This window comes from Microcoleus sp. AT8-A3, from assembly GCF_036705675.1.
Lineage (GTDB): Bacteria > Cyanobacteriota > Cyanobacteriia > Cyanobacteriales > Microcoleaceae > Microcoleus.
Map to the genome: position 1 here is coordinate 41,254 of NZ_JAUBVD010000005.1, position 25,259 is coordinate 66,512.

A 25,259-nucleotide genomic window follows, 5' to 3' on the forward strand; every position below is an offset into this window, starting at 1 on the left:
ATCGTAACCACGCCGCCTTCAGCCACCGTGTAATTTGGTTGGGTGAACTGGAAGATACTTGGAGATGTCGGAGTTGGGGTCGGAGTGGGCGTCGGCGTTGGGGTCGGCGTCGGCGTTGGCGTTGGCGTCACATCAATGCCTTGATATTGAATACTCCGCACTAGGTAGTCGGAACTATCGCTTTTGAAGGAGCTAGCGGCGTAGGCAGCGGTGGGGTTCGTGTAGGCTTTGGCGGAGAACCGCAGTTCGTCAAAAGTAACGCCGGTGAGAGAGTCTCCTACTATCTGGAATGTGAAGTTGCCATCGGTACGATCGCCAGTGAAAGTCACTCCATCTGAACCCGCAGTGATGGGTTTTGGAGGGACTGGAGCACTGAGGCGAGTAATCGTAAAATTGCTTGCCGATACCGGCGTCCCATCCTTAAACAGTTGCAGCAAACCAACTTCATCGCCTTGATCGTTCACTGTAGTAGAACTTGATTTGGGAAGTAATCCACTCAGACCGATCGTGGCGCTAGTAATGTCTTTGTTATCTGCCCATTTCACCTTCAGCACCTGAGATTTATTGGTGTTGGGGTCATAGTTGATTTCCGCCCGCACTTTATTGACATCCGTGAACCAACCATCATAAGAGGATGGGACACCAACACCAGCCACAGCGCCGTAACTCAACCAGCTTTTAGGGTTTTCGTTCGTTGCTAAGGTGAGGTTGGCGATGGATTCAGGGGTAGTGTAGTTCGTTTCCACGCCATCAAAAGCTATCCCAGACAGTTGGATGCCTTGATTCTGGGCGGCAGTAGGCCATTGTGTAATTAGGTCACTGATGCTGCTGTAATTAGTGGTTGTACCCAAAGAACCATTGAATGAAGTGGCCATAGCTTCTCCTTTGATGATGAGTAATGAAGGATTAGAATTGACTGAAAACCAGAGGTTGGGCTTTCTTGTAGCGATTTGTCATATCATGTCCGGTCGATCGACCGCGATTTTTGTAGGGGAGGGTTCGCCAACAATACCTGCCAACAACTGACAATCTCAAAAACCCGCCCCGACCGAGATATTATGGTTAATCGATCGCACATGATATCTACAAGAAAACTTTCCTCATACGTGCAGGTAAATCAAGTAAAAATGCTTGCCCAATAAGCATCTGAAGGTATGATTGCACCCGATAGAATGTTGAGTGTAAATACTTACACCTATTTAGATAGAGATACTTAACTTTCATCATCAATAAGTTTTATCCGGAAAAATTGCGATCTTTGTTTCAGCCCTATAAAAAGCGGGTTTTCCACATCTGTAGAGGAGAGCTTAAATCCCAGATTCCCTTCCCCCAAGCACCAGCTTTCACTGCTTCAGCGAGCAAAAGTTAATCAAGAGAGACTTTGATGAGTAAAAATACTCAAAATTTTATATGTATACGCATAACCCTGTTGGGACTTTCTGAAAATTAGGGTTCGGGCGTAAGTTAAATCGTTCCCAGTTGCATGGGAATCATAAAATCGAGTCAACAGTTAACACTCAACTATTGAGCTTTTCGAGCCTTCCTTCTACAGTCAACTGTCAACTGTCACGGACGGTTTAACCCGAAGTGATATTAAATCTGATTTTATTAAAAATGCGTTAGCGAAGCTGGCCGCAGGCATCGCTAAAAAACCAAGTTTATTGGTGCTCCGTCATGTGACTGACGATCGCCATCAAGATGTCAAATGGGTTCTATACTACTGTCAGAGTGACAAAACAGAGTTAATCTGACTAAAGCACGAATTATGCACTTACCCTCTGATTTTTCAGCGGCAACTCTACAATAAACTCAGTTCCTTCGCCAACCTGACTGACGCAACGGATCTTGCCACCGTGAGCTTGGACAATTACCTGATAGCACACGGAAAGTCCCAAACCAGTGCCTTTACCCACAGGTTTAGTAGTAAAAAATGGGTCAAAAATCTTGTCTTGAATTTCTGCAGGAATTCCACTTCCCGTGTCGCGGACAGAGATTGTTACCCAGTCCGGCTCGCTTTGCCAACTGCGGATAGTTAATTCCCCCGGTTTGCTCGTTGACTGAAGCGCGTCTAAGGCATTGTCAATCAAATTATAAAATACTTGGTTAATTTGACTCGCATGACATTGGACTGGCGGCAAACTGCCGTATTGCTTGTCTATTTTGATATGAGTTTTTAGCTTATTTTGCAGCATCAAGAAACTGCTTTCTAAACCTTCATTCAAATCTACTGGTTTTAATTCAGCGTGGTCTAAACGAGAAAAATTTCGCAGCGTCATCACGATCGAGCGAATCCTCCCGCTGCCTTCTCGCATTGAATTGAGCAGTTTACCAAAGTCTTCTCGAATGTAATCGAGTTCTAGTTCTTCATTGATTCTGACAATTGCCTCTGTCGCTTCCGGGTAGGCATTTCTGACCTGTTCTAGAGCTTCGTTCAAGGCTTTAAAATATTCTTGAGCGTGAAACAAGTTAGCGTGGATGAAATTGTTGGCGTTGTTAATTTCATGAGCAATTCCCGCTACCATTTGCCCCAAACCTGACATTTTTTCGCTTTGAATCAATTGCTGCTGTGTCGATCGCAATTCTTCTAACGCAGCTTGCAACTGCTGGGTTTGAGCTTGAGATTTTACCGCAGCATCTTGGACTTGGCTGTAAAGTTCTGCTTGCTGAATGGCGATCGCCATTTGGTTGGCTATCTGAGAGAGCAACTCCATTTCTTGCCACTGCCAATTGCGGGTATCTCGGCACTCGTGAGCAATCAGCAAACCCCACAGCCTACCGGGAAATTTAGGATTATAGTTTCCGGCTGTGTCGGAGGTATTTTCTTCAGTTCTTGCTGTAACAATTGGCACTATCAGATTAGCTTTTACCTGCAAACTATCTAAGAAATCTACATGACAAGGCTCTAAACCAGCATTAAAAATATCATTAATTGCTTTGACTCGCCCTTGCTGGTAAAGATCGGCGTAATCTCCACGGAAACACTTATCAGCCCCCATATCTCCTAAAATTGAAGGCCAAGGAACTGTCATATTTTCAACAACAACTTTTCCTTGCCAGTTGTCTTGAAACTGATAGATAATTACTCGATCGCACTGCAACATTTGGCGGACTTCCCTCACCGCTGTTTCCAGGATAGTTCCCAGATCCAGGGTACTGCGAATTTGATTGCCGATCAGCCGTAGCAGCGATTCTCGTTCGGCTTGACGCCTGGTTTTGCTATATAGTTTGGCTTGATTAATCGCGATCGCCAATTGCGATCCTACCCCTTCTAAAAGCTGCCTTTCCCAATCAGTCCATTCCCGTTCGCGATCGCACTGATGCAAGCCAATTATGCCATTCACTTCACCTTGATAGCGAGTAGCTACTGCCAGCATTGACTTAATCTCCAAAGCTTCGACAATTTTTCGGGTTTGTGGGTTCAATCCCGGAAAATCGAGAAAGTTCGTCAGTGCTAGGGACTCTTGCTGAGACACGACGGCAGCCAAATGCGGGTTGTCACTCATCGGTACTTTCATTCCCAGTTGAATCGGATAGTCCCCCGCGTTGTACTCTCCGCGCGTGACTAAAGTTTTTTCTGTATTTGATTCTTTGACCAAAATGCTCACGCGACTTGCCTGTAGCGCTTGTCCCAGCAATCTGCAGGCTGATGTCAAAATTTCTTCTATGTCAAGTGTACTGCGAATTTCGTTATTAATTTGGTTCAGCAAGTTTGATAACTGAACTTGCTGCTGCATCTGTACAATTATGGCTTTTTGTTGGTCTACTTCCGGCAGCGAAAGACTTTCTTGCTGCATCCAGTTTTCAGATTCAGGCAACCGCGAAGTTACTCTGTGCCAGGGGTTTTCGTGTTCTTGTATTTGTAAAGACATATTTACTCAGCAGTTGTACAGTATTTTGATTGAGTCTGGTTTTATAAACCTGTGCTTACCCCGCCAACAGCCCCATCGCAGCTACCAGGACTTTTGGAATATCTTAAGACATTATAAAGGATGCCGCCTGAGCAAAGCAATTATTTGCTTTACAAATATTTATATTTAGCAACTCTGCCCTCTGCCGCCGACAATACTATTTGGCGCATGGCATGGAAGTTGGTCAGATGTCAAATAGAGTTAACCGCCCGCTTAAGCGAATAAAATTAATCTAAACTCTATCTTTAGTTCAATGTTTGCGCCGGCTAGCTCAACATGGAAAACTCAATTCCCGACAATTTTCGTTCGCCAGCAAGCACCGACAACATTACTTCTGGATTGACAGGTAAAGCCCAGATTAAAATAGCTTTGGCGATCGGCAACTCCCGACTGCACTGGGGATTATTTGCGGGCAAAACTCTGAAGAAAACATGGGATACAGAGCATCTCAATGCTGATACTGTTTCCTCGCTCTCGGAGCAGGAAAAGGCAGAATATTTGGTGCAAACAGTAATGAGGTCGATCGAGGAAATATCTGCTCAAAATCTCCTTTGTCTTCCTGCTACTCCCGCTTTTTCTAATCCTCACACACTTTCTTTCGTGCCACTGCCTCTAATTTTGGCTTCAGTAGTTCCCCAGCAAACAGCAATTTGGCAGAGTTATCCAGATGTCCGAATTATTACTTTAGACCAGTTGCCGATCGGGGGACTCTATCCTACCCTGGGAATTGACAGAGCTTTGGCTGTAGTGGGCGCTGGCAACCAATTGGGTTGGCCAATTTTACTTATAGATGCTGGTACAGCTTTAACATTTACTGGGGCTGATGTCAATAGGTATTTAGTTGGGGGCGCAATCTTACCAGGTTTGGGTTTGCAGTTATCGTCGTTAGGTAAAAAAACTGCTGGATTACCTTTAATCACTTTACCACAAAATTTGCCATACCGCTGGGCGACAGACACTGCTGGGGCAATTCAAAGCGGAGTTGTGTATGCGACGGTGGCAGGAGTTAGGGATTTTATTGAAGATTGGCGGGGTTGGTTTCCTGATAGCAAAATTGCGGTCACGGGGGGCGATCGCACTATGCTTTTAAAATACCTCACCGCAGCCTTTCCTGATACAGCCTCCGGCTTAATTGACGCACCAGAGGCTATTTTTTGGGGAATTAGCCTGTTAAATGTTGACTGTTGACTGTTGACTGTTGACTGTTGTCATTTTATCAATGACCAATGACCAATGACCAATGACCAATGACCAATTCACCTAGCAAACTCGCGAATATAGTTAGCAACAACATCCGGGACTTCCTGGGGCAAATTGCTTTCCCCCGGACTGACTAATTGTAGTTCGGCATTAGGAGCCAGAGCAGCATAGGATTGACACAGAGAAGAAGCTGCGGGAGTCTCTTCAGAACCGTGCAACAGCAAAACAGGCGCTTTCAGCAAAGGCAAATTCTCATCAACTAATTCCGCTGTAATTTCAGCCCGCCGCCGCCCGAACAGCAACTGCACAGCAACAGGGGACTCCATCAACTGCTGTCTGAAGTTGAGCAATCCGTCAATCTTTTTTTGGCTACCCAGCAACTTAGCAATTGGATAGATCGATCGCAGCCACCACAAAGCCAGCGGTGGTTGACCGATCAGCCAGCTAGCTGTCTGCCACCGCCCCCGCCGGTTGCCAACCTTGACGCCTTCTGGGGCCAACAACACCAAACCCTGAACTCGATCGGGATATTTGATAGCGTAGCTGGTGGCCACCCAGCCACCCAGAGAGTGAGCGATTAAATAAACCTCTCGCAGCTTCAAAGTATCGAGGTATTGGGCGAGACACTCTACTTCCAAGTCGATCGAATAATGAAGATTCGGGCGTTCCGAGTCGCCAAACCCCAGCAAATCCGGTGCGAAGCAGTGGTAGTAGGGGCTCAAATGTTCGATCGTCCTCAGCCACTGACTGCTGTCGTGCCAAGAACCGTGCAAAAATACTAAATTCGGGCCTTGACCGACTTCGTGCCAAAAGATTTGCCCTACAGAGAGTTTTACCCTAGAATTGCGTAGCGGTGAGTACATCCGGTTAAATATTTAGTAATAAAAAGATGATTAATTTAATGTTCAGAGATTGTGAATAAAAGTAGGAAAACAGTGAAAATTAATTCCACATTCATAACAGACAATTTTTGACCGCGAGGTAATTTCCGACTTTTCTCAAATTTGGATGCCCTGCCGATTTACGCCAAAGTTGTTCGGCCTTGAAAATAGTCCTGTAAGTGTTGGTCGTTATCGTGGCTGAGCTGGCCCTCCGGCAGCGATGCGGGTAAAAAAGCCTCAACCTCGCTGACTTCAAGCGTATCCTGAACTTGCATCTTGCCCTGCACCTCTGCCGCCACCACGATACAAATCGAGTGCAGGCGAGGGTCTCTATCGGCAGCCGAATAAACGCCCACCAAGCGATGGATTTTGACTAACTCGAGTCCTGTTTCCTCCGCTAATTCCCGGCGCACAGTTGTGGGAATATCCTCTCCCCAATCCACCATACCTCCCGGCAGTCCCCAGCGACCGTTGTCGCGGCGGCGAATTAACACAATTCGCCCGTCAGGCAATACAGGAATCACCGCAGTACCAGTGACGGGATGTCGAAAAATCAGTCCCAGCACAGTTTGTACAATTTGCCACAATCGACGCATAAACTCAAAAGCTTGTTTAGGAGATAGTAATTTCAGGGCTCCTAGCTCGCAGCTCCGGAGTCTTAATTTTTAATTTTTCATTCAGGCCAGAGGTCTGGCAAATCTGCTAATATCTCCGCTGCGTGAGATTCTGGTTTGACTTTGCGGTAAACCTTTTCAATCCTACCATCACGGTCGATCGCGAAGGTCGATCGAGTAATTCCCATAAATTCTTTTCCCATAAACTTTTTGAGTCCGTAACAGCCGTAGGCGGTAGCAACTTCAGCGTTTAAGTCGCACAGCAAGGGAAAAGGTAGTTGATATTTAGCTGCAAACTTGGCGTGGGCCCCGGCCCCGTCTGTACTGACGCCGAGAACTGCTATATTGCGCGACTGGTAGTCTAAGTAAATGTCGCGAAAGCCGCAAGCTTCTTTGGTACAGCCAGGGGTATTGTCCCTAGGGTAAAAATACAGTACAACTCGCCGCCCTCGAAAATCTGCAAGGCTGACGATATTGCCTTGCGCGTCGGGCAGGCTGAAGACAGGAGCTACGTCACCGGGATTTATAGTCATTGGTCGTATTTGTCAAGAGTTTATAGAAATCTTCTGCAAGATTGACAACATTGCGTCCCGATCAAACCCAGATTCCCAGCGACTTGAATCCCCGTGTTCTTTTTTCTGGGTCTTGTACCGGGTGTGCTATGATCGTCATCGGTCTAAAATTGAGTATAACTAGCCAACGTAAAAACTTAACTGCATTAGTTGAGTGCGTAGTCTCACCTAACGGTGTTGCGGTTTAGCTAGGCAGACAGGAATCCCCACACTATACCGATCAAAGGTTAGTGTGGGATAAAAGGCGCGTCAAACTCCTGATTCCACCCGTTCATAATCTCAAAAGCATAGCTTTGAGCCGTGGAGAGGTGGACAACGAGACGAACCAATTCCTTTTTATAATATCAGTGGGGCTGGACGTGTTCCTCACTTTAAAACGCCGTAGAGGGAAACGATGGGAGTACCTTGAAGGAAGTTCTCGATCTCCTTAACAGGACTCAGAAGCCTAAACCATATCGCTTGCGATTGTTGTGGCAGCGTCACGAAAGCTAAATTTGAAGAAAACCTAGCTACAGAAAGAGAACCGATCGAGTACGGTAGGACATACCGGAATTTACGCTTGGGGAGAAGACACCTATATTTTGGCTGGAGAAATCCTGTCACAAGCAAGTGAATTCGCTGAACCAAGAATCTCAGTCACCAAGAGTGCACAGAGTGTCAAACTTAAGAATCCCCGTGCGTGAAAGCCCGGGGACTGTCAATGTTTATTAGTGAGGTCAGAATGGCTAAGCGCCGCAATCTCAAGAAAGAGAAGGCACAACGAAATCAAGCATACGCTCGCAAGTTTCGCAAGCGGAGAAATCAAGATATGTTCTCCAACAAGAGAAGACGATTTGACGGCGGTAACGGCGGTGGCATGGGCGCCATGAGCGGTGGCGGCAGAGACAAAGACATGGCTGCTGCTGAAGATTAATTGATTCAGGCTATCTGCCGAACTTAGAACCAGAGTGGAAAACACGATAGTTCTAAGGAGAGATAGCCAGCCGGAATTTGTCCAATAATTCAACGATGTTTAGGCGATCCGATCGCGCGCAGCGATAAGTGATTTTCTCACTTGTTCAAACCCGGTACCCCCGTAACTATTGCGAGCCGCCACCACTTGCTGAGGTGCGATCGCGCTGTAAATGTCTGTCTCAAAGGCTGGGTGCAAGTCTTTCCACTCCTCAAGTGTCAAATCTTTGAGGAGTTTGCCCCCCGAAAGGCAAGTTTTGACGACTTTGCCGACAAGGTTGTAAGCTTCCCGGAAGGGAACGCCTTTGGCGGCCAAGTAGTCGGCTACGTCTGTAGCATTAGAAAAGTCTTCCGTAACTGCTGCGGCGAGGCGATCGCCATTAAACGCGATTCCTTCCCGCAGCAAAATGGTCATTGCTTCCAAGCAACCTTGTACCGTTTTGACGGTATCAAACAAAGCCTCTTTATCTTCTTGCAAATCTTTGTTGTAGGCCAAAGGAAGTCCCTTCACTACTACCAACAAGGCTTGCAAGTTACCGAACACCCGCCCCGCTTTGCCTCGCACCAACTCCGGCACATCGGGATTTTTTTTCTGGGGCATGATGCTAGAACCAGTAGCGCAGCTATCTTTGAGCGTAATAAATCCAAATTCGTGAGAAGACCACAAAATCATTTCTTCTGACAAGCGGCTCAGGTGTACCAGAATCAAGCTGGCTGCAGCGAGAAATTCGATCGCAAAATCTCGATCGCTCACTCCATCTAAGCTATTAGCATAAACCTTGTCAAAATGCAAGAGTTCGGCAGTATAATGTCGGTCGATCGGGAAAGTCGTCCCCGCCAGCGCGCCACAACCCAAAGGCGAAACATTCACCCGCTTGCAGATATCGCCGAGACGTTCCCAATCGCGATCGGTCATTTCAAAATAAGCTAACAGGTAATGAGCCAAACTGATCGGCTGAGCGCGCTGCAAATGAGTGTAACCGGGAATTAAAGTTTCCACGTTACGATCGGCAAGATCGAGCAAAACCCCTTGAAATTCCCGCAATTGCTCACGAATTTCGGCGATGCGATCGCGCAAATACAAACGAGTATCAGTGCCGGCTTGATCGTTGCGCGATCGGGCAGTGTGCAACTTTTTCCCCGCATCTCCCACAATCTCCGTCAGCCGCTTCTCTACAGCGAAGTGAACGTCTTCGGCATCAACTCCCGGAACAAAAAGTCCTTGGCGGTATTCGCGGCGAATCTGTTCCAAACCATTGACTAACTGTTCGCCTTCTGCTGCGGAAATAATCCCCGTTTTGGCCAGCATTTTAGCGTGAGCGACAGAACCAGTCAAGTCATACTCAATCAATTCAATATCGAAGCCAATACTAGCATTAAATCGGGCGATCGCCGGGTGCAGCGCCGATTCAAATCTTTGACTCCAAGTTTTTTGTTGTGTTGTCATTGCTGAAGCTAAAACTAGATTATATCTCTGTTGCAGAAGTCTATAAAAACCGATTTTTAGCAAAGACTAAAGTCCTTCCTGCGGTTTGTAGTCAGGACTTTAGTCCTCCATTCCCAACTCGGCAATAAAAAACTTAACTCCTGACTGCCCACTTTTTATACATCTTTTGACCCGAAAAAACTGAAGTCTGGACTACAAAATTGTGAAAGTTTTGCTGCATCAGAAAGAAGTGAAGTTTTGTTGGCTAAAAACATTTTAAATCCGTTCCAGATAACTTCTTGGACAATAACTCTAACGAAAAATCCCTTTCAAGAACCAGCCAACAAAAATACCTATAAAAAAAGCTCCTATTTGACCAGTCGAAACAAAATTGTTCCAAGCTTTCTGGAAATTCGTAAAAATTTCGTAACTTTGACCCAAAAACACCGTCGAACTCAAATGAGATTTCAAAACTACCACGTGAGCGACATCGTTCCAAGTAATCGAACTGGTTAATCCAGCAGTAATTTCCGGGATTAAATTAACTATCATGGTGATTTTCTCCTGCTAAAGGTGTTACCCTCAGTACAACCAGTGTCATGTCATCTTCGTTACGATTGCCGATGCCGATAAACTGGTGTACGCGATCGAACAAATAATCCAAAATTTCTTCAGACTGCTGGTAATTTTGACAGGCCCACTGAAAAGCCGAGGTCAAGTTATCCTCATCAAAGCGATCGCCCCTTTGATTAGAAGCATCAGTAAATCCGTCTGTGTAATAAATAATAGTATCTCCGGGCTGCAATTGCACGCTTGCTTCTTGGTAATGCGAATCAGCATCCAGCCCAATTAACATCCCCTCCAAAGTATCAAGCTGAAGAATCGAATTAGTTGCAGCTTGCCACAGCAAAGGCGGGTGGTGAGCAGCATTGCTGTAAGACAAAACGCGAGTTTTCGGGTCATACTCCGAATAAAACAGAGTCACAAAACGGTGGGAATTTTCCAAATCCGCGTGCATAACCCGGTTTAAATGTTGCAAAATTCTCGACGGCGAGTGGCGGTTCAAAACCTCCGCCCGGAGCATACCCCGTGTCATCGTCATCAACAGGCCAGCCGGTACTCCTTTGCCCATCACGTCGCCGATCACAATGCTCCAGCGGCCCTTGTCGATTTTGGACTTGAGATTTTTAATTAGGGATGGGGGGTGTTCTCCCTCATTCTCCTTGCCGATCGGGTCATAGTCAGCCGGAATAAAATCATAATAATCTCCGCCGACTCTGCTAGCAGTTTGGCAGCGGGCGGCCACGTCAAGGCCGGGAATTTTCGGACAACTGCGGGGTTGCAGTCGCAATTGAATTTCCGCCCCGATTTCTAACTCTCTGTCTAAGCGGTCTTTTTCCGCCAACTTAACAGTAAGTTCGTCTTTGCAAATAGCCACAGCAGTTTGATCCGCCACCAACCGAACTAATTTCTGTCTGCTGGGAGTCCAGATATATTGCGGATCACTGCTAAAAACATAAAGCCGCCCGCGTTCCAAATTGTTGACCAAAATTGGCGCCCCAAACAAATGAACATCCGGGCCCAAATAACGACCAACTTGCAGGTCGAGACTAGAAGTTTGCCCAGAGGTTTCCGAAAACGTTCCAGCAGTAGCGCCCGCACCTGCTGTAGCTTGCCTGGTGGCTATTTCCAGCGCTTTTCGCATATCTTGGCACTGCCGTCCTTCCTGACAATGCAACTGCTGGAACCTGACTTGACCGTTGGGTTTGAACAGCACTAAAGCTCCCCCGTCCGCGTCCGTAACGCGAGTCGCCACCAAAGGCACCAACTCCAAAAATTGGTTGAGATTGTTAAAACTTCGCAGGGCAAATCCCAGCGAACCCAACATATCTTGAACGTTGTGCTGATATCGGTGCAAACGCGCCACCAGTTCTTTGAGGGCAAATACTGGCGTCGCGTCGGTGGAATTGCGACCCGAAGGGCGGTCAGCAGGTTGAGGTGAGGGGCGAGGCAAAGGCACAGCAGTCATTCGATTTTAGATTTTAGATTTTAGATTTTGGATTGATTCGACGGATAAATTCGGGGGACGCAAGGATTTTAGATTTTAGATTTTGGATTGATTCGACGGATAAATCACGTGGCGGGTACCACATGAAGAAATTCACAGGTCATTTTAGATTTGTGATTTTCGATCTTAGAAAGAGGATATTTGATTGAGGAGTTACACGCCAGTGAACCCAAACCCGGTTTTTTTTCTGTTTAGTAGAGGAGTGCGATGCTAGTTTGAGGTTAAGGATTGGAGATTTTGAAGCTCTCTACCCGTCCCGATTTTTGGAGGCGGATAGAGATACTTCATCCATCTAAAATCTAAAATCTAAAATCTAAAATCGAGTAGGGCTTCCACAAATTCGTAACTAGAAAACGGGCGCAAGTCTTCGATGCTTTCCCCAACTCCAATAAAGCGGATGGGCAGACCAAGCTGCTGCACTACTGCTAGGGCAACACCACCTTTAGCAGAACCGTCGAGTTTTGTCAATACTACTCCACTTAATTTGGCCGATTCTGCGAACACTTCTGCCTGTCGCAAACCATTTTGACCCAGTGTGGCATCCAAGACCAGTAGAGATTCTACGGTAGCGCCTGGGGCTTTCTTATCTACAATGCGACGGATTTTACTTAATTCGTCCATCAGATTTTTTTTGTTTTGCAGGCGGCCTGCGGTGTCTACGATCAGCAGTTCTGTGCCTCGGGCGCTGGCGGCGGCGATCGCATCAAACACGACAGCAGCCGGATCGGTATTTTTCCCTGGGTTGGCAATAATTTCGACCCCGCTGCGGGAACCCCAAACTTTCACCTGTTCGACGGCGGCGGCGCGGAAAGTGTCGGCGGCAGCAATCAGGGTTTTGTAGCCGGATTTTTGAGCAATGTGGGCCAGTTTGCCGATCGTCGTAGTTTTGCCCGCACCGTTGACTCCTACGATTAACCAGATGTTAAAAGTCTCTTTTTCCGGGGCAAATGTCAGGCTGTAGAGGGGATTACCGGCGGCGGTTTCGGCACAGGGAGCGTCCAGAATGTCGCGCAGGATGGTTTTCAGGTAGGCTAGAGCCTGTTCTGGCGGCAGCACTTCTTGTTTGAGTCTTTCTTGGAGGCGAGTGATAATGATGTCGGTGGCTGCGACTCCGACATCGGCTTGCAGGAGCAAAGTCTCAATTTCGGCTACTGCGTCTTGATTGAGCGGGCCTTGACCGACGATCGCCTTTAGTCGATTAATTAAGCTGCGGCGCGTTCTTTCTAAGCCTTTCCGCAGTTTTTGCAGCCAAGTGATTTCTTCGACTGATACTTGGTCTGGGCGGCGGCCTTGACTGGCTAAGATTTCTGAGGACCACAGGAAGCCTTCGTCAAAGGCGAAACCGGGAATTTCTTCGATAATTGCCGCTCTCTCGGCGGCGGCTGCAATTACGTCTGGTTCTTCAAGGGCGGTTTCTTTGAGGCGTTCGATGCGCTCCATGCGATCGGCCTGAGCTCTGGCCCAAAACGGCAGGGCTTCCGCTACTTCGCCGTCGGATGCGAGTGATTCGGTTTCTACAACCTCAGTTGCAGGTTCGGCAATTTCTATATTTTCTGCTGTAACTTCTAATTGTTGAGCTATAGGTGCAATGTCGATCGCCCCGGCTGTTGGTTGCAGAGTTTCTGGAATTTCTGCGGGTTCTGTTGCATCGATTTCTATCGCCTCGGTTGCTTCAACTGTTGCTGGTGCTGCAACTTCTGGAACTTCTGCAACAGTTGGTGCTGTGGGTGCTGGTTCAAGTTCGATCGGCTCCGTTGCTTCAATAGTCGCGGGTTCTGCAACTTCTGCCACTGTCGCGATTTCTGCTTCGGCTGCTGGAACTTCAGCCGCTGCTGTCTCGGAAACTTCTGTTTCGGGTTTTTGCTGTTTTTGAATATTTTTGTAAGCAGCTTTCGCCCAATTGAGATAATCTTCGGCTACAGCAGGAGAGCCTTGCTCCGTTGCATCTGTTTGAGGCTCAACCGGTGCGGATTTTGCCGACTCATCTTGCGGCTGTTCGGGGGTTGCTTCTGTTTCAGAAGATTTATTTTCGCTGTACTGGCGACGAAACCAATTAAAAACCATAAAAGTAAATGGGGAATAGAGAAGAGTTATTAGTCCAGTCCTGGACGCCTTAAGGCCAGAGAAACCGGGTTTTTTATCTTACTGTGGACTATAACGAAGGATTTTCGTAAAAAACCCGGTTTCTGACTACCCGTGCGTCCAGGACTATAGTCATTAGTCATCAGTTCTTAGTGTAGAGCGGATTGCCGATCGCAGATTGCCGATCGCTATTGACCAATGACTGATGACTAATGACTGCTGACTATCGACTACTGACTAACAACTTCTGCATTGATTTTATCGACTACTCGGCGGAGGACTCCGTTGATGAAGCGATGTCCATCGTCACCGCTGTAGCGTTTTGCCAGTTGGACTGCTTCGTTGACGCTGACTTGTTCGGGTAAGCCGAGATATAGCATTTCGGCGATGGCGATTCTCATGATATCTCGATCGATCCGGGCCAACCGTTCTATTTGCCAGTCTACTAGCGCTTCCGAGAGCAATTCATCAATTTGAACACGGTTGGCGCTGACTTTCGTCAGGATTTGCAAAGCGTAGGTGCGGACATCTTGCTGGTTGGCTAGCTGGATCAGTTCTGGAAACTCCATTGCTGAACCGAGACGGTTGATTGCGGTTTGGGTGAGTTCGACTGCTTCCCGCACCATTGCTCTAGCACTTTGTATATCGGCGGCGCGGATTTCGCTGGCAAGCAGTTTGTCGCTACTCCGCTGCACTTCGGATGCTGCTGCTTCTAAGGATTCTTGAACTTCTGTTGTCAGGGTGCGGATGGCGGCGAGGAGAACATCTTGCAGTTTCTTGGCTTCTAAGAGTTCTGGATTCGTCGGCAGTTGGCTGATGCCGAGGAGTGCGAGTTCGCGTGCTGTTTCGCGGGCTTTTTTCATAATTTTTAGATAGGAATTGAGAATTTAGGAAGTTTTTCGATCGCGCGCGGACTTGAACTTTAGCAGAAAACTCGACTAAAAGCTCTACCAGACCGACAGTCTGACTCGCCAGCGGCGGGTAGTTTACAGATACTTCGCTGTCAAACCCAAGATTTATCCTTGAAACCGGGTTTCTGAGTTTAGGCTTTCTCGGTTTGGGCTGGTTTTGTCGAAATATTATCTGCTATGGGGAAAGTTTACACTGCCTTACGGGCGACTAAGGAATGAGAATTAAATAACTTCCACTCTTGAAAGTGGGATGGGCGTCCCGCCCGTCATGAGTGGACGGGCGGGACGCCCATCCCACAATAACAATTAAAATTGTAAGTTATTTAATTCGCGATCCTAAAGATGTCTTGGTTCAATCTTCTTCGACTGGGACAGGCTGGTATCTTGATTCGGATACAAAGGGTTCGAGTGTTTTGCCCTTGATGTTTTCGGGGGTTACTGCAATTGAGTTGTTGGGGTTGACGATGCCGCCGGAGATGATGACTTTAAAGGCATCTTCGATCGACATTGACAAGTTGACTAAATCTGCCTCCGGCACTATAGCGTACCATCCGGTAGTGGGGTTGGGAGTGGTGGGGATGAAAATGCCGATCGGGGTTTCACCGGAAAGGTGAGGTGGGATGTCGTTACTCTCGATCGTACCGGTCACAAATGCTAAAGTCCAGATTCCCCGCCGCGGATATTCCACTAACACCACGCGGCGAAATTTGTCGTTTGATTTGAGGAGGGTTCCCAGCAGTTGTTTGAGGGTTTTGTAAACCGAACCGGCTAGGGGAATTGCCTGCAACACCCGTTCGCCAAAGTCTAGCAGCCACTTACCGAAAATGTTGCGGGCCATTAAGCCGATGACTAAGATGCTCAGCAGGGGTACAGCCAGCCCTACTAAAAGATTGAGCAGATTCACCAAAATCGGGTGGAGTCCGTCAAAAGGGTTGATCTGCTTGGGAATTTTGGTGAGAAAATTGATCACCCAACTGGCGACGGTAATTGTCAGCCAGATGGTGGTAGCTAAGGGTATCACTACCAATAGTCCTGCGATCAGGTCGTTTTTTAAGTCTTGTTTGATGCGTTGGAGCACGGCGGGTCAAATCTCCTCGTAACTGGTTCCCAATAACCTGAATAAAGCTGAGACTAAAGCAACTGCACGGGCTTTACTGGATGTCACCATAGACGATCGTCTTCAATTCTGCTAAACCCTACCCTTTCTGAGGGGGAAGAGTTAGGGATCGCCGGTGCTGTACCTTTATTTTAAAGAATTATTGCAAGTTGGCGCTTGATTTTAATATATGCGGGCTGTGCAGCAGCTCACCGTATTGTATATTTTAAGACATTTTGGGTCGGTTCAATCAATAAGCCGATCGGTCAATCGATTTTAGATTTTAGATTTTAGATTTTAGATTTTAGAATTGACTTGCGCGAGATAAATGCTCTTTCTTGAGGATTTTCGATTTGGGATTGATTCCACGGATAAATCACGTGGCGAGTACCACATGAAGAAATTCGTGGTCAGAGACGGCCTGGGAGTCGAAGTGTAGCGAGTCCAAATAAAATTTTCTGTGATTTGTATCGGAAATTAATTGGTCGATCGAGCTTTCTCAGATTTTCGGCGGGGCGGCACTTCGTTTTACTTATATCTTGCACCCTTTTCCATAAGCTTTTTAGGGACGGGCTCTCCTGCCCATCCCACAATCAAATTCACTCTTTGACAGAACAGGCCGGAAAGCCTGTTCTTGAAAATGGTGCAACCTATGAGTTTTACCTGATATCTTGCACCATTCTCAATTAGCCCTAGGGGCGGGTTCGCCAACAGCCTTAAAGCTTGCAAATAGGTTCTATAAACCCGCCCGACCCCACGAAAAATCCTCTTATTGATATTGCTGCAAGATGTCAGATGTAACCGAATTCAGGGGAATATATGTAGGTTGAGTGCTGTGTGCCTGCAAAAATATATCTGTGGATAGATGCAGTGTAACCTGTGGCAACTAAATTAGCGGTAATTTTTGAGGGCGACTGCGCTCGACCATCCAAGCGTTGCCTACCATGCAACGCTTGGATGGTAGGCAAATCCGGCAAAAAGTAAAGCAGACATACCAGCAACTTTGACTTTTTTTGACAGGATTAATCGATATTCAGGAAATAAGGGCAGGATTCCAGCGAATTCCAGCTTGAGACGAGCGACAAAGCAATATAGAATTAACAGGGGCATCACTACAAAAAAATAATCTGCCAAACGAGGTAGCAGTAGTTAGGAGCAAGCGAGATAAATTACTACATAGCTAGTTGTTTCTAGCCAGAAGCGCGAAACTATTTGTTCAACAGGGTATAGCTAAACTGCTGCATACAAGCAAGACTCCAGCGGTGCCGATTCCTTGGAAACCGACGAAAGTTAAGGAAAAACAACCGTACTAGCCAATCAAGTCAGAGCGGGGATTCACCCCTCAGCAAGAAGCAATAGACTTGATGAGAATTTAGAATTGAGATATGAATGCTCAACTGATGAAACCAATTGGTTTTTACATTTTTTTATGCCATTCACAACCCAAGACTTTTTTTGGCTTCACTTAAAGCCGCAGCCCGATAAAATTTTGTATCCGCTAATTAATATTTAAGTAAAAGGAATTTTTGTGAAAACGCTCAGTATCCTCTTAGTAGAAGACAGTCCCCTAGATGCCGAACTGATTGAGGCATATCTAATGGATGGCGGGCTCCAATTTTCTCTGGTGTGTGTGGAAAATCGAGAAGACTTTGCCACGGCGCTGGAAAAACAAAGTTTTGACATTATTTTGGCAGATTATATGCTGCCTTGTTTTAACGGGATAGCGGCACTGGAAATCGCCCACACTACTTGTCCGGGAGTGCCTTTTATTTTTGTTTCGGCTACTTTGGGCGAGGAAGTGGCGATCGAAACTTTGAAAAGCGGGGCTACTGATTATGTTCTCAAACGCCGTTTGATACGCCTGGTGCCGTCGATTCAGCGGGCGCTGCGCGAAGTTCAAGAACGGAACGAGCGCAAGCAAGCGGAAGCACAGCAGCAGGAGAGCGAAGCTCGATTTCGGATTATGGCGGATACCGCGCCGGTAATGATTTGGATGTCGGACACTGACCAACTTGGCGATTACTTTAACAAAGTTTGGCTGGAGTTTACCGGTAGAACTTTGGCGCAAGAAATGGGCACGGGTTGGATGGAAAGCTTGCACCCAGATGACTTGCCAGAATGTCTGGATATTTACCAAAAAGCCTTCGACACTGGCAGCGAGTACCGGCTCGAATGCCGCCTGAGACGCTATGACGGGGAATACCGCTGGGTTTTGGGTACAGGCGTACCCCGGTACAGGCCCGATCGCACTTTTGCAGGTTACATCGGTTCTTACATCGATATTAGCGATCGAAAACTGGCAGAACAAGAACGCGCTGCCGCTTTGTCCCGCGAACAAGCAGCGAGGTTGCAAGCAGAAGAAACTGCTAAAGCGCTGCAATCGGCAAACGATCAAATTACTAACATTCTCGAAAGCATTACCGATGCTTTTATCGCTGTTGATTTAAATTGGAACTATACCTATGTCAACCACCAAGCTATTGAGCTGTTAGGCAGACCAAAAGCAGAACTGATTGGTAAAAAAGTTTGGGATATATTTCCCTGGGCTGTCGATTTACAGTTTTACAAAATGGCGACCAAAGCACTAGCAGAAAAGGTAACGATCGAGTATGAAGAATTCGTGCCGCTATGGAATAAGTGGTTGAAGGTGCGTTTTTATCCTTCCGATTCTGGTTTGTCGGCTTACATCCAAGACGTTAGCGATCGCAAGCACACAGAATCTGCACTTCAAGCTAGCGAAGAAAAGCTGAGAATGTTAGCCGAAGCTAACTTGATAGGAATTATCTTCGGGGATGTTAACGGCGGTATCATTGAGGCAAACGATGAATTTTTGCGGATAGTTGGTTACACGCGGGAACAGTTGCAGGGCGGTGAATTAAACTCGATTGATATCACGCCGCCGGAGTACCAGTCTCTCGATAAGAAGGGGATGGCAGAGGCACAAGCAACGGGGGCTTGCACTCCCTACGAAAAGGAATTCTGGAGGAGAGACGGCAGCCGGATTCCGGTGTTGATCGGATATGTTTTGCTGGCGCAAAAGCGGCAAGAATCTGTGGCTTTTATTCTCGATTTGACTGTTGGTAAGCAGTTGGAAAGAGAACTGCACGATCGAGCCCAGGAATTGGCGCGGGCGAACCGGATTAAAGACGAGTTTCTCGGAACTTTGTCCCACGAATTGCGAACGCCGCTGAATGCGATGCTGGGATGGGCGCAACTGCTGCGAAACCGCAAGTTTGACGAAAAAACGACTGTTCGGGCTCTGGAAACGATCGACCGCAATACACGATCGCTGGCAACTCTGATCGACGATTTGCTGGACGTGTCGCAGATTATTACCGGGAAACTGTCGCTGAATTTGCGGTGGGTGGATGTGATTTCGACTGTTGAGGGTGCGATAGATACTCTCGCGCCCGCGATTGCTGCCAAAAATATTGAAATTGTGACGGATTTCGACCCAACTACCGGGCGGATTTTTGCCGATTCGGGCCGCTTGCAACAGGTAGCCTGGAATTTGCTGTCGAATGCGATTAAGTTTACTCCCGATGGCGGACAGGTGAGGGTGGGGGTGCGAAAGATGGAGAGGACTTTGGACTCTCAGGAATCCGCTTGCTGCAAAAATTTGTCGCCCGCTAGTGTCGAAATTGAGGTCAGCGACACGGGACAAGGGATTTCAGAAGAGTTTTTGCCCCACGTTTTCGAGCGGTTCAGCCAAGCTGACAGCTCTATAAGACGATCGTACAACGGATTGGGTTTGGGCTTGGCTCTAGTGCGACATTTTGTGGAAATGCACGGGGGGACGGTGCAAGCCGAATCTGCCGGGAAGGGAAAAGGATCGAGGTTTTTAGTGAAATTGCCAATTCAACAGCTTCATTGCGACGGCGGATTGTCTGTTGCTGGACTCGGGGAGTGGGCGATTCCTCAAAGCAAGGCGCGAGCCCCTGTAAAGGAGTCTTTTGTCAGCAGCAATCTTTCTGGAGTGCGGGTATTGGTGGTCGATATCGACGCGGATTCCCTGGATTTTGCCTGTACAGTGCTCGAAGATTGCGGGGCCCAGGTGGAGACTGCTAGCTCTGGAAAGGATGCTCTGGAGGCGATTGAAAGGCTGAATCCGAATGTGTTGGCGATCGATATCGGGATGCAGGCCCTTGATGGAGAGGCTTTGCTGCAACAAGTGCGATCGCGGATGGTGGACAGGGAAATTCCGGCGTTGGCCTTCACGGCGGTTGGTAGGGTAGAGGAACGGGTACGGGCACTGCAGGAAGGTTTTCAAATTTATGTACCCAAGCCGATCGAGCCTGCTGAGTTGGTGGCGGTGGTGGCAAGTTTGGCGGGACGCCGGAAGGATTTTAGATTTTAGATTTTAGATTTTAGATTGACTCGGCGATGACGGATGTCGTAACTACAAACCAATTTTCTTGCATTCGAGCGATCGGATAATTCCTAGGACTAAGGCTAACTGGCACTAGATACTTAAAATTTAAGCTTTATTTGCGAGACTTGCCCGGTTGTCCTAATCCTGCCGAAAAACTTTTTTTAGTATTAGTTAGACTTAGAGCTAATTTGTCAAGTCCCGAAAGTTATGAATTTAATTTAGGTCACAGTGTGTAGTTTTTGATACTGATAGCAGTTTCTCAAAGGAATGCAACTGTAGACAAGTTTCAAACCCTGATAATCATCAGTAGTCGGACTTCTCAAATCTCAAATCTCAAATCTCAAATCTCAAATCGATAGATTCTAAGGAATGAGAATTAAATAACTTCCACAAGATTGTGGGACGGGCGGGACGCCCATCCCACAATAACAATTAAAATTGTAAGTTATTAAATTCGCGATCCTAAGTTACACTTAACCTAATTTGTCATACCCCAAAAGTTATAAATTTAATTTAAGTCAAAGTTTTTAGCTTTTGATCAGAGGTGCAGGGACGATCGCCCATCACACTATCTCCTCAAATATCAAGTTCAGCAACCAGATGCTTCATGAGAAAAATATGCGGCCGGCGTAAATGCTTCTAACACGCCTCTATTGCCCGCCCTGCAAAGATTTTTGGTTTTTTGGATGTGGACTTATCGCCCGCTTCCCACTATCTATGGCTAGATACCAATTGCACCCGACCGGCATCCATTTCATCCATTAATAACTCTAAAGCCTCATAATCAATATCCGAGATGTACCCCAAACGGGTGAGCTCGTAGTTGATTTCGTTTTCAATGTCAGGCGTCAACTGCTTAATGTAGAGGGCTTTTTCTACAAGTTGACGAATAGCATGAGTTGCTTGCATAGTAAGTCGGAGAACTCCGTACATTTTTATTCTCCTCTGAAGTGTCTAGCAAACAGGTGATCTAGATCAGAACTCACAAGTGATTTAAATTACAATGTTCAGTTTTATCTAACAGCTAGGGCCAAGTCGATCGCAATTTTTATAGTTACCAAGACTCAACCTGCAGGTATCAATAAAAAATAGTATAGTAGCTTACGTTTCCTCCCCAAATCTTATGCAAAACTTCATAAAAAAGAGTCAATAAATAAAGATTCAGTAAAACTACTGACAACAACTGGTCAGTTTGCCTCGGATTAAGTTAGGCTCAGAGGAATCAAGTAGGTTTAGGCTTACATCCGTCCAGCGCAGTAGTTGAAAATACGTAGCAATCATAGGTTTGACATATGCAGACACTTCTTGCCCATAAACCAATTACGGTGATTCGACCCCTAGACTACCTGAATGCAGCCACCTGCGGAGAATTCGGCGTACAACTAATGACAGCAATTGCAGCCCCCGGTGTTGTATCGGTACTCGTAGATTTGGACGCGGTAAAATTTATTGACAGTGCAGGTTTGATGGCATTGGTTTCGGGCCTCAAGCAGGCGAAAAAAATGGGGCGCAGGTTTAGTCTTTGCTCGGTATCCCCTGGGATTAAGATGATTCTGGAACTCAGCCAACTGGATCGAGTGTTTGAGATATTTGAAAATGTCGATAGCTTTGAAGCCGAAAACTCCTGCGTAAAACAACACTGATAGAGCCTCCTGGGCGACGAGAACAGGCAAAAAAACACAGCAAATTCGGTTAAATGCCCGAAAAGACAGACGACTGTCGTTGGCGTGTTGGCAGATTTTAAGGTAGGCTGCTTAAGAGTCGCAACTATTTAGCGAGTCGAGCCGTGGCAGTAAAAGTCGAAGAATTACTTACAGCAGAGATTAATCAGCCTGCTCGTTATCTGGGAAACGAATTGGGGGCGACGCACAAGCCTTGGGACGCGGCGTCTTTGCGCTGGGTTCTCACTTACCCAGAAGTTTATGAAGTTGGTGCTTCCAATCTGGGGCACATCATCCTTTACAACATTTTGAACGCAGGGCCGAGACAGTTGTGCGATCGGGCTTATTTGCCCGCCGCCGACTTGGCAGCAAAACTGCGATCGACCAAAACTCCGCTGTTTGCCGTAGAATCGAGGCGATCGCTCACAGAATTTGATATTCTGGGCTTCAGCCTCAGCTACGAACTCGGAGCCACAAACATTCTGGAAATGCTGGATTTAGCCGGCATTCCCCTAACTTGGCAAGAAAGAGCGACCAATCCCCAAAACGGTCAAATGCCACTGATTTTTGCTGGCGGGCAAACGGCAACTTCCAACCCCGAACCCTACGCAGACTTTTTTGACTTCATCGCTTTGGGAGATGGAGAAGAGTTGCTGCCAGAAATTGGCTTGATTTTGGCAGAAGGCAAAACAAATAATTTGAGCCGAGAAGCATTGCTGCTGGATTTAGCGCAAATTCCAGGCGTCTACGTCCCGCAATTCTACGATATGGCGGCCGACGGTTCCGTTCATCCCAACCGCCCGCAAGTTCCAGAACGAATTCTGCGCCGCGTGGCAACTCCGATACCAGCTTATTCGATCGGCCTGGTTCCCTACGTCCAAACAGTACACGACAGGCTGACAGTAGAAATCCGCCGGGGATGCACTCGCGGCTGTCGCTTCTGTCAGCCGGGAATGCTGACTCGCCCCGCGCGCGATGTCGAACCGCAGCAAGTCGTAGAGGCGATCGAACAGGGGATGCAAGCCACCGGGCACAGCGAGTTTTCCCTGCTTTCCCTCAGTTGTTCCGACTATCTGGCACTCCCAGCAGTCGGCATGGAAATCAAAAATCGCCTGAAAGATAAAAATATTTCTCTGTCTCTACCCAGCCAGCGGGTTGACAGATTTGACGATAATATTGCCGACATTCTCGGCGGTACGCGACAAGGCGGTTTGACTTTTGCGCCGGAAGCTGGTACTCAGCGGATGCGCGACATCGTTAACAAAGGTTTGACCAACGAAGAATTGCTTCGGGGTGTCAAAACTGCGGTCGATCGCGGCTGGGATAAAATCAAGCTGTATTTTATGATCGGTTTGCCGGGAGAAACAGATTTTGATGTTCTCGGCATCGCCGAAACAGTCCGCTGGCTGCACAGGGAATGCAGGATCAATGGCCGGCGGGGACTGAATTTTAACTTGACAATTTCTAATTTTACCCCTAAGCCTCACACTCCTTTTCAGTGGCACTCGGTTTCTACTGCTGAGTTTTCCCGCAAGCAAAAACTCCTGAAGGAAGAGTTTCGGGGGATGCGGGGCGTCAAGGTGAATTACACTGATGTGCGGATTTCGGCAATGGAGGATTTTGTCGGACGGGGCGATCGACGTTTGGGCGCTGTAGTCCGCCGCGCTTGGGAACTTGGCGCGGGTATGGATGCGTGGTGGGAAAGCTTGGATCAGGCTTACAAAGCTTGGACTCAGGCGATAGATGAGTCGGGCCTTACCTGGAAATACCGCCAAGTCGAAAGCGGCGAGTGGAATCTTTTTGATAAGGAAGAGGAGCACGACACGGATGCGGACACGGATACACGGATGAATTTGACGGCGGGGGCGGGCACGGGGGCACCGCTTCTACTGGATCAACCTTTGCCTTGGGATCATTTAGATACGGGAATCGACAAAAACTGGCTGAAAATTGACTTGCAAAAGGCTTTGGAAGCAGCGACGGTTCCCGACTGTTCCTTTGAAGGGTGTTCGCGCTGCGGGGTTTGTGGCACCGATTTCGGACACAATGTGGTTGTGGATGCGCTGCCAATTCCTGAGTTTGCTGGGGAGTTTGTCCCGAATACGGAGCGGAAACAGCGTTTGCGGGTTTGGTTCGGGAAGGTGGGCGATATGGCTTTGGTTGGTCATTTGGATTTGATCCGATTGTTCGATCGAGTAGTCCGCAGAGCCGATTTGCCGATTTCGTTTACCGGCGGGTTTCACCCGAACCCTCGGATTTCTCTGGCAAATGCTCTGCCTCTGGGTGTTACCAGCACTGGGGAAATTGCCGACTTTGAGCTCACTGAGTCGATCGATATTGAGAGTTTTCGGGAAAAGTTGGGGGCTAAGCTGCCGGAAAATATTCCGATTTACAAGGTTGAGTCGATCGATCTTAAGGCTCCTTCTGCTAACCAGTTGTTAGAAGCAGCGGAGTACGTGATTACTGTGGCTTTAGGGGGTTCGCTGACAGAAAATGGCGAATTAGACCATGAAAATTCTGCTCCTGTCTCCGTGGCTCCTGATGCCAACTGGGAAGCTTGGGTCAAGACGATCGCCGAAACCGAGGCTTTTTGGCGGGTGCATACTACTAAGTCGGGAAAGACGAAGGATGTCAATTTGCGCGATCGGCTGCACAAACTAGAACTTGTAGAGCACAAACCCGACAGCAGCACATCTGCTAGGGGTGCTACATCCGAAGGTAGAGCCGTCTTGCGGTTTACCGGCAGTTGTCGCAGCGATGGCAACTTGCTAAAGCCAGAACATATTGTGTTCATGCTCGAACAAGTCAGCCAGCAGGAAATTCAGCTTCTACAGGTTGAGCGTAGTCAGCTAATCCTGGGTTATGGTTAAAATAGGGAAGCCGCGGTGGAATATTTCACCTTCGGCTTTCGATCGGGATGTGTCGTTTCACGCTATAATCGCTTGTTATGGAAGCCGCGGTGGCTCGAGCGCTTTAGTCGCTCGCCGCCCTCGTCAACCAGCAACGCGGGCTGGGTGCAATTTGCTTCTGTTCAAGACTTTAAGCCTTTTTGTTGTACATTCACGGGCTAAATCTAGCGCCAAACCCGCCGGAGCGGGGTCTGAACCAAATTTAGCGATTAATTTCGATCGACTGGTTGTCGGTGGTCGGCTTATTCAAAAATTTTACGGTTCAAACCGCAGAGCGGGTATTCAACAATAAATGTTTTTGGCGGGTCAAAAAACGGAGATAAGCCCCCGACTTAAGTCGTGGAGAACCAAAAATTTTAGACTTTAGATTAAAGTTCCAGCTCCCAGATTCATCTGTGGAGTAAATCTAAAATCTAAAATCTAAAATCTAAAATCTAAAATCGACTGACCCGTCAAAAAACGGAGATAAGCCCCCGACTTAAGTCGTGAAGAACCAAAAATTTTAGATTTTAGACTCTAGTTCAATCTCCTAGATTCATCTGTGGAGTAAATCTAAAATCTAAAATCTAAAATCTAAAATCGACTGACCCGTCAACAAACGGAGATAA

17 protein-coding genes are annotated in these 25,259 nt (G+C 47.4%); 5 read left to right on the plus strand and 12 right to left on the minus strand.

The window, feature by feature from the left end; translation table 11 throughout:
• Positions 1-875: hypothetical protein (locus tag QUB51_RS04575; protein WP_445299470.1), on the minus strand; the 875-nt coding region annotated here is incomplete at its 3' end.
• An 888-nt stretch (positions 876-1,763) separates the two neighbouring features.
• Positions 1,764-3,869 carry a GAF domain-containing protein gene (locus QUB51_RS04580; RefSeq protein WP_333233748.1) on the minus strand — a complete coding sequence of 702 codons (2,106 nt, stop codon included), beginning with the start codon at positions 3,867-3,869 and terminating at the stop codon, positions 1,764-1,766.
• A gap of 315 nt (positions 3,870-4,184) precedes the next feature.
• Between QUB51_RS04580 and QUB51_RS04585 the strand changes: the two genes are divergently transcribed.
• On the plus strand, positions 4,185-5,096 hold the full coding sequence (locus tag QUB51_RS04585) for a pantothenate kinase (RefSeq protein ID WP_333058359.1): 912 nt from the start codon (positions 4,185-4,187) through the stop codon (positions 5,094-5,096).
• Between the two features lie 68 nt (positions 5,097-5,164).
• On the opposite strand, the gene QUB51_RS04590 is transcribed toward QUB51_RS04585, so the two are convergent.
• From QUB51_RS04590 to bcp, 3 genes are all read right to left on the minus strand, one after another.
• Complete coding sequence (locus QUB51_RS04590; protein WP_333207644.1) at positions 5,165-5,971, minus strand: alpha/beta hydrolase; 807 nt, start codon at positions 5,969-5,971, stop codon at positions 5,165-5,167.
• Between the two features lie 158 nt (positions 5,972-6,129).
• Positions 6,130-6,585 carry an NUDIX hydrolase gene (locus tag QUB51_RS04595; RefSeq protein WP_333058363.1) on the minus strand — a complete coding sequence of 152 codons (456 nt, stop codon included), beginning with the start codon at positions 6,583-6,585 and terminating at the stop codon, positions 6,130-6,132.
• A 77-nt stretch (positions 6,586-6,662) separates the two neighbouring features.
• Complete coding sequence (gene bcp, locus QUB51_RS04600; protein ID WP_333058366.1) at positions 6,663-7,136, minus strand: thioredoxin-dependent thiol peroxidase; 474 nt, start codon at positions 7,134-7,136, stop codon at positions 6,663-6,665.
• A gap of 760 nt (positions 7,137-7,896) precedes the next feature.
• Between bcp and QUB51_RS04605 the strand changes: the two genes are divergently transcribed.
• Entirely contained in the window at positions 7,897-8,088 is a 192-nt protein-coding gene (locus QUB51_RS04605; RefSeq protein ID WP_190738786.1) for a hypothetical protein, read from the plus strand.
• A 99-nt stretch (positions 8,089-8,187) separates the two neighbouring features.
• Here QUB51_RS04605 and argH read toward each other — a convergent pair whose 3' ends face one another.
• From argH to QUB51_RS04635, 6 genes are all read right to left on the minus strand, one after another.
• Positions 8,188-9,573, minus strand: coding sequence for an argininosuccinate lyase (gene argH, locus QUB51_RS04610; protein WP_333260666.1), 1,386 nt, complete (start codon positions 9,571-9,573; stop codon positions 8,188-8,190).
• 291 nt (positions 9,574-9,864) lie between these two features.
• Positions 9,865-10,104, minus strand: a complete 240-nt coding sequence (locus QUB51_RS04615) for a hypothetical protein (RefSeq protein WP_333058370.1) — start codon at positions 10,102-10,104, stop codon at positions 9,865-9,867.
• The gene (locus QUB51_RS04620; RefSeq protein ID WP_333058372.1) at positions 10,094-11,581 is read right to left on the minus strand and encodes a PP2C family protein-serine/threonine phosphatase; all 1,488 of its coding nucleotides are present in this window, start codon (positions 11,579-11,581) and stop codon (positions 10,094-10,096) included. The genes QUB51_RS04615 and QUB51_RS04620 overlap by 11 nt, the downstream gene beginning before the upstream one ends.
• Positions 11,582-11,926: 345 nt before the next feature.
• Positions 11,927-13,684 carry a signal recognition particle-docking protein FtsY gene (gene ftsY, locus QUB51_RS04625; RefSeq protein ID WP_333058374.1) on the minus strand — a complete coding sequence of 586 codons (1,758 nt, stop codon included), beginning with the start codon at positions 13,682-13,684 and terminating at the stop codon, positions 11,927-11,929.
• Between the two features lie 248 nt (positions 13,685-13,932).
• Positions 13,933-14,565, minus strand: coding sequence for a transcription antitermination factor NusB (nusB, locus tag QUB51_RS04630; protein WP_333058376.1), 633 nt, complete (start codon positions 14,563-14,565; stop codon positions 13,933-13,935).
• 400 nt (positions 14,566-14,965) lie between these two features.
• Positions 14,966-15,691, minus strand: a complete 726-nt coding sequence (locus QUB51_RS04635; protein WP_333058302.1) for a DUF502 domain-containing protein — start codon at positions 15,689-15,691, stop codon at positions 14,966-14,968.
• Between the two features lie 1,546 nt (positions 15,692-17,237).
• On the opposite strand from QUB51_RS04635, the gene QUB51_RS04640 reads away from it, so the two are divergent.
• Positions 17,238-20,066 carry a PAS domain S-box protein gene (locus QUB51_RS04640; protein ID WP_333058301.1) on the plus strand — a complete coding sequence of 943 codons (2,829 nt, stop codon included), beginning with the start codon at positions 17,238-17,240 and terminating at the stop codon, positions 20,064-20,066.
• Positions 20,067-20,792: 726 nt separating this feature from the next.
• On the opposite strand, the gene QUB51_RS04645 is transcribed toward QUB51_RS04640, so the two are convergent.
• Positions 20,793-20,990 (minus strand): hypothetical protein, encoded by a 198-nt coding sequence (locus QUB51_RS04645; RefSeq protein ID WP_333058304.1) that lies wholly within the window; start codon positions 20,988-20,990, stop codon positions 20,793-20,795.
• A 383-nt stretch (positions 20,991-21,373) separates the two neighbouring features.
• On the opposite strand from QUB51_RS04645, the gene QUB51_RS04650 reads away from it, so the two are divergent.
• Together QUB51_RS04650 and QUB51_RS04655 are read left to right on the plus strand one after the other, a co-directional pair.
• Positions 21,374-21,724: an STAS domain-containing protein gene (locus QUB51_RS04650; protein WP_333058300.1), complete on the plus strand. Its 351-nt coding sequence runs from the start codon at positions 21,374-21,376 to the stop codon at positions 21,722-21,724.
• A 143-nt stretch (positions 21,725-21,867) separates the two neighbouring features.
• Positions 21,868-24,612: a TIGR03960 family B12-binding radical SAM protein gene (locus tag QUB51_RS04655; RefSeq protein ID WP_333260670.1), complete on the plus strand. Its 2,745-nt coding sequence runs from the start codon at positions 21,868-21,870 to the stop codon at positions 24,610-24,612.
• Positions 24,613-25,259: the final 647 nt, after the last annotated feature.

Coding starts and splice junctions, on each gene's coding strand:
- QUB51_RS04645 (WP_333058304.1), bottom strand. CDS start 20,990: ATGCAAGCAACTCATGCTATTCGTCAACTTGTAGAAAAAGCCCTCTAC.
- QUB51_RS04615 (WP_333058370.1), bottom strand. CDS start 10,104: ATGATAGTTAATTTAATCCCGGAAATTACTGCTGGATTAACCAGTTCG.
- QUB51_RS04590 (WP_333207644.1), bottom strand. CDS start 5,971: ATGTACTCACCGCTACGCAATTCTAGGGTAAAACTCTCTGTAGGGCAA.
- nusB (WP_333058376.1), bottom strand. CDS start 14,565: ATGAAAAAAGCCCGCGAAACAGCACGCGAACTCGCACTCCTCGGCATC.
- QUB51_RS04585 (WP_333058359.1), top strand. CDS start 4,185: ATGGAAAACTCAATTCCCGACAATTTTCGTTCGCCAGCAAGCACCGAC.
- ftsY (WP_333058374.1), bottom strand. CDS start 13,684: ATGGTTTTTAATTGGTTTCGTCGCCAGTACAGCGAAAATAAATCTTCT.
- QUB51_RS04605 (WP_190738786.1), top strand. CDS start 7,897: ATGGCTAAGCGCCGCAATCTCAAGAAAGAGAAGGCACAACGAAATCAA.
- argH (WP_333260666.1), bottom strand. CDS start 9,573: ATGACAACACAACAAAAAACTTGGAGTCAAAGATTTGAATCGGCGCTG.
- QUB51_RS04580 (WP_333233748.1), bottom strand. CDS start 3,869: ATGTCTTTACAAATACAAGAACACGAAAACCCCTGGCACAGAGTAACT.
- QUB51_RS04620 (WP_333058372.1), bottom strand. CDS start 11,581: ATGACTGCTGTGCCTTTGCCTCGCCCCTCACCTCAACCTGCTGACCGC.
- QUB51_RS04595 (WP_333058363.1), bottom strand. CDS start 6,585: ATGCGTCGATTGTGGCAAATTGTACAAACTGTGCTGGGACTGATTTTT.
- bcp (WP_333058366.1), bottom strand. CDS start 7,136: ATGACTATAAATCCCGGTGACGTAGCTCCTGTCTTCAGCCTGCCCGAC.
- QUB51_RS04650 (WP_333058300.1), top strand. CDS start 21,374: ATGCAGACACTTCTTGCCCATAAACCAATTACGGTGATTCGACCCCTA.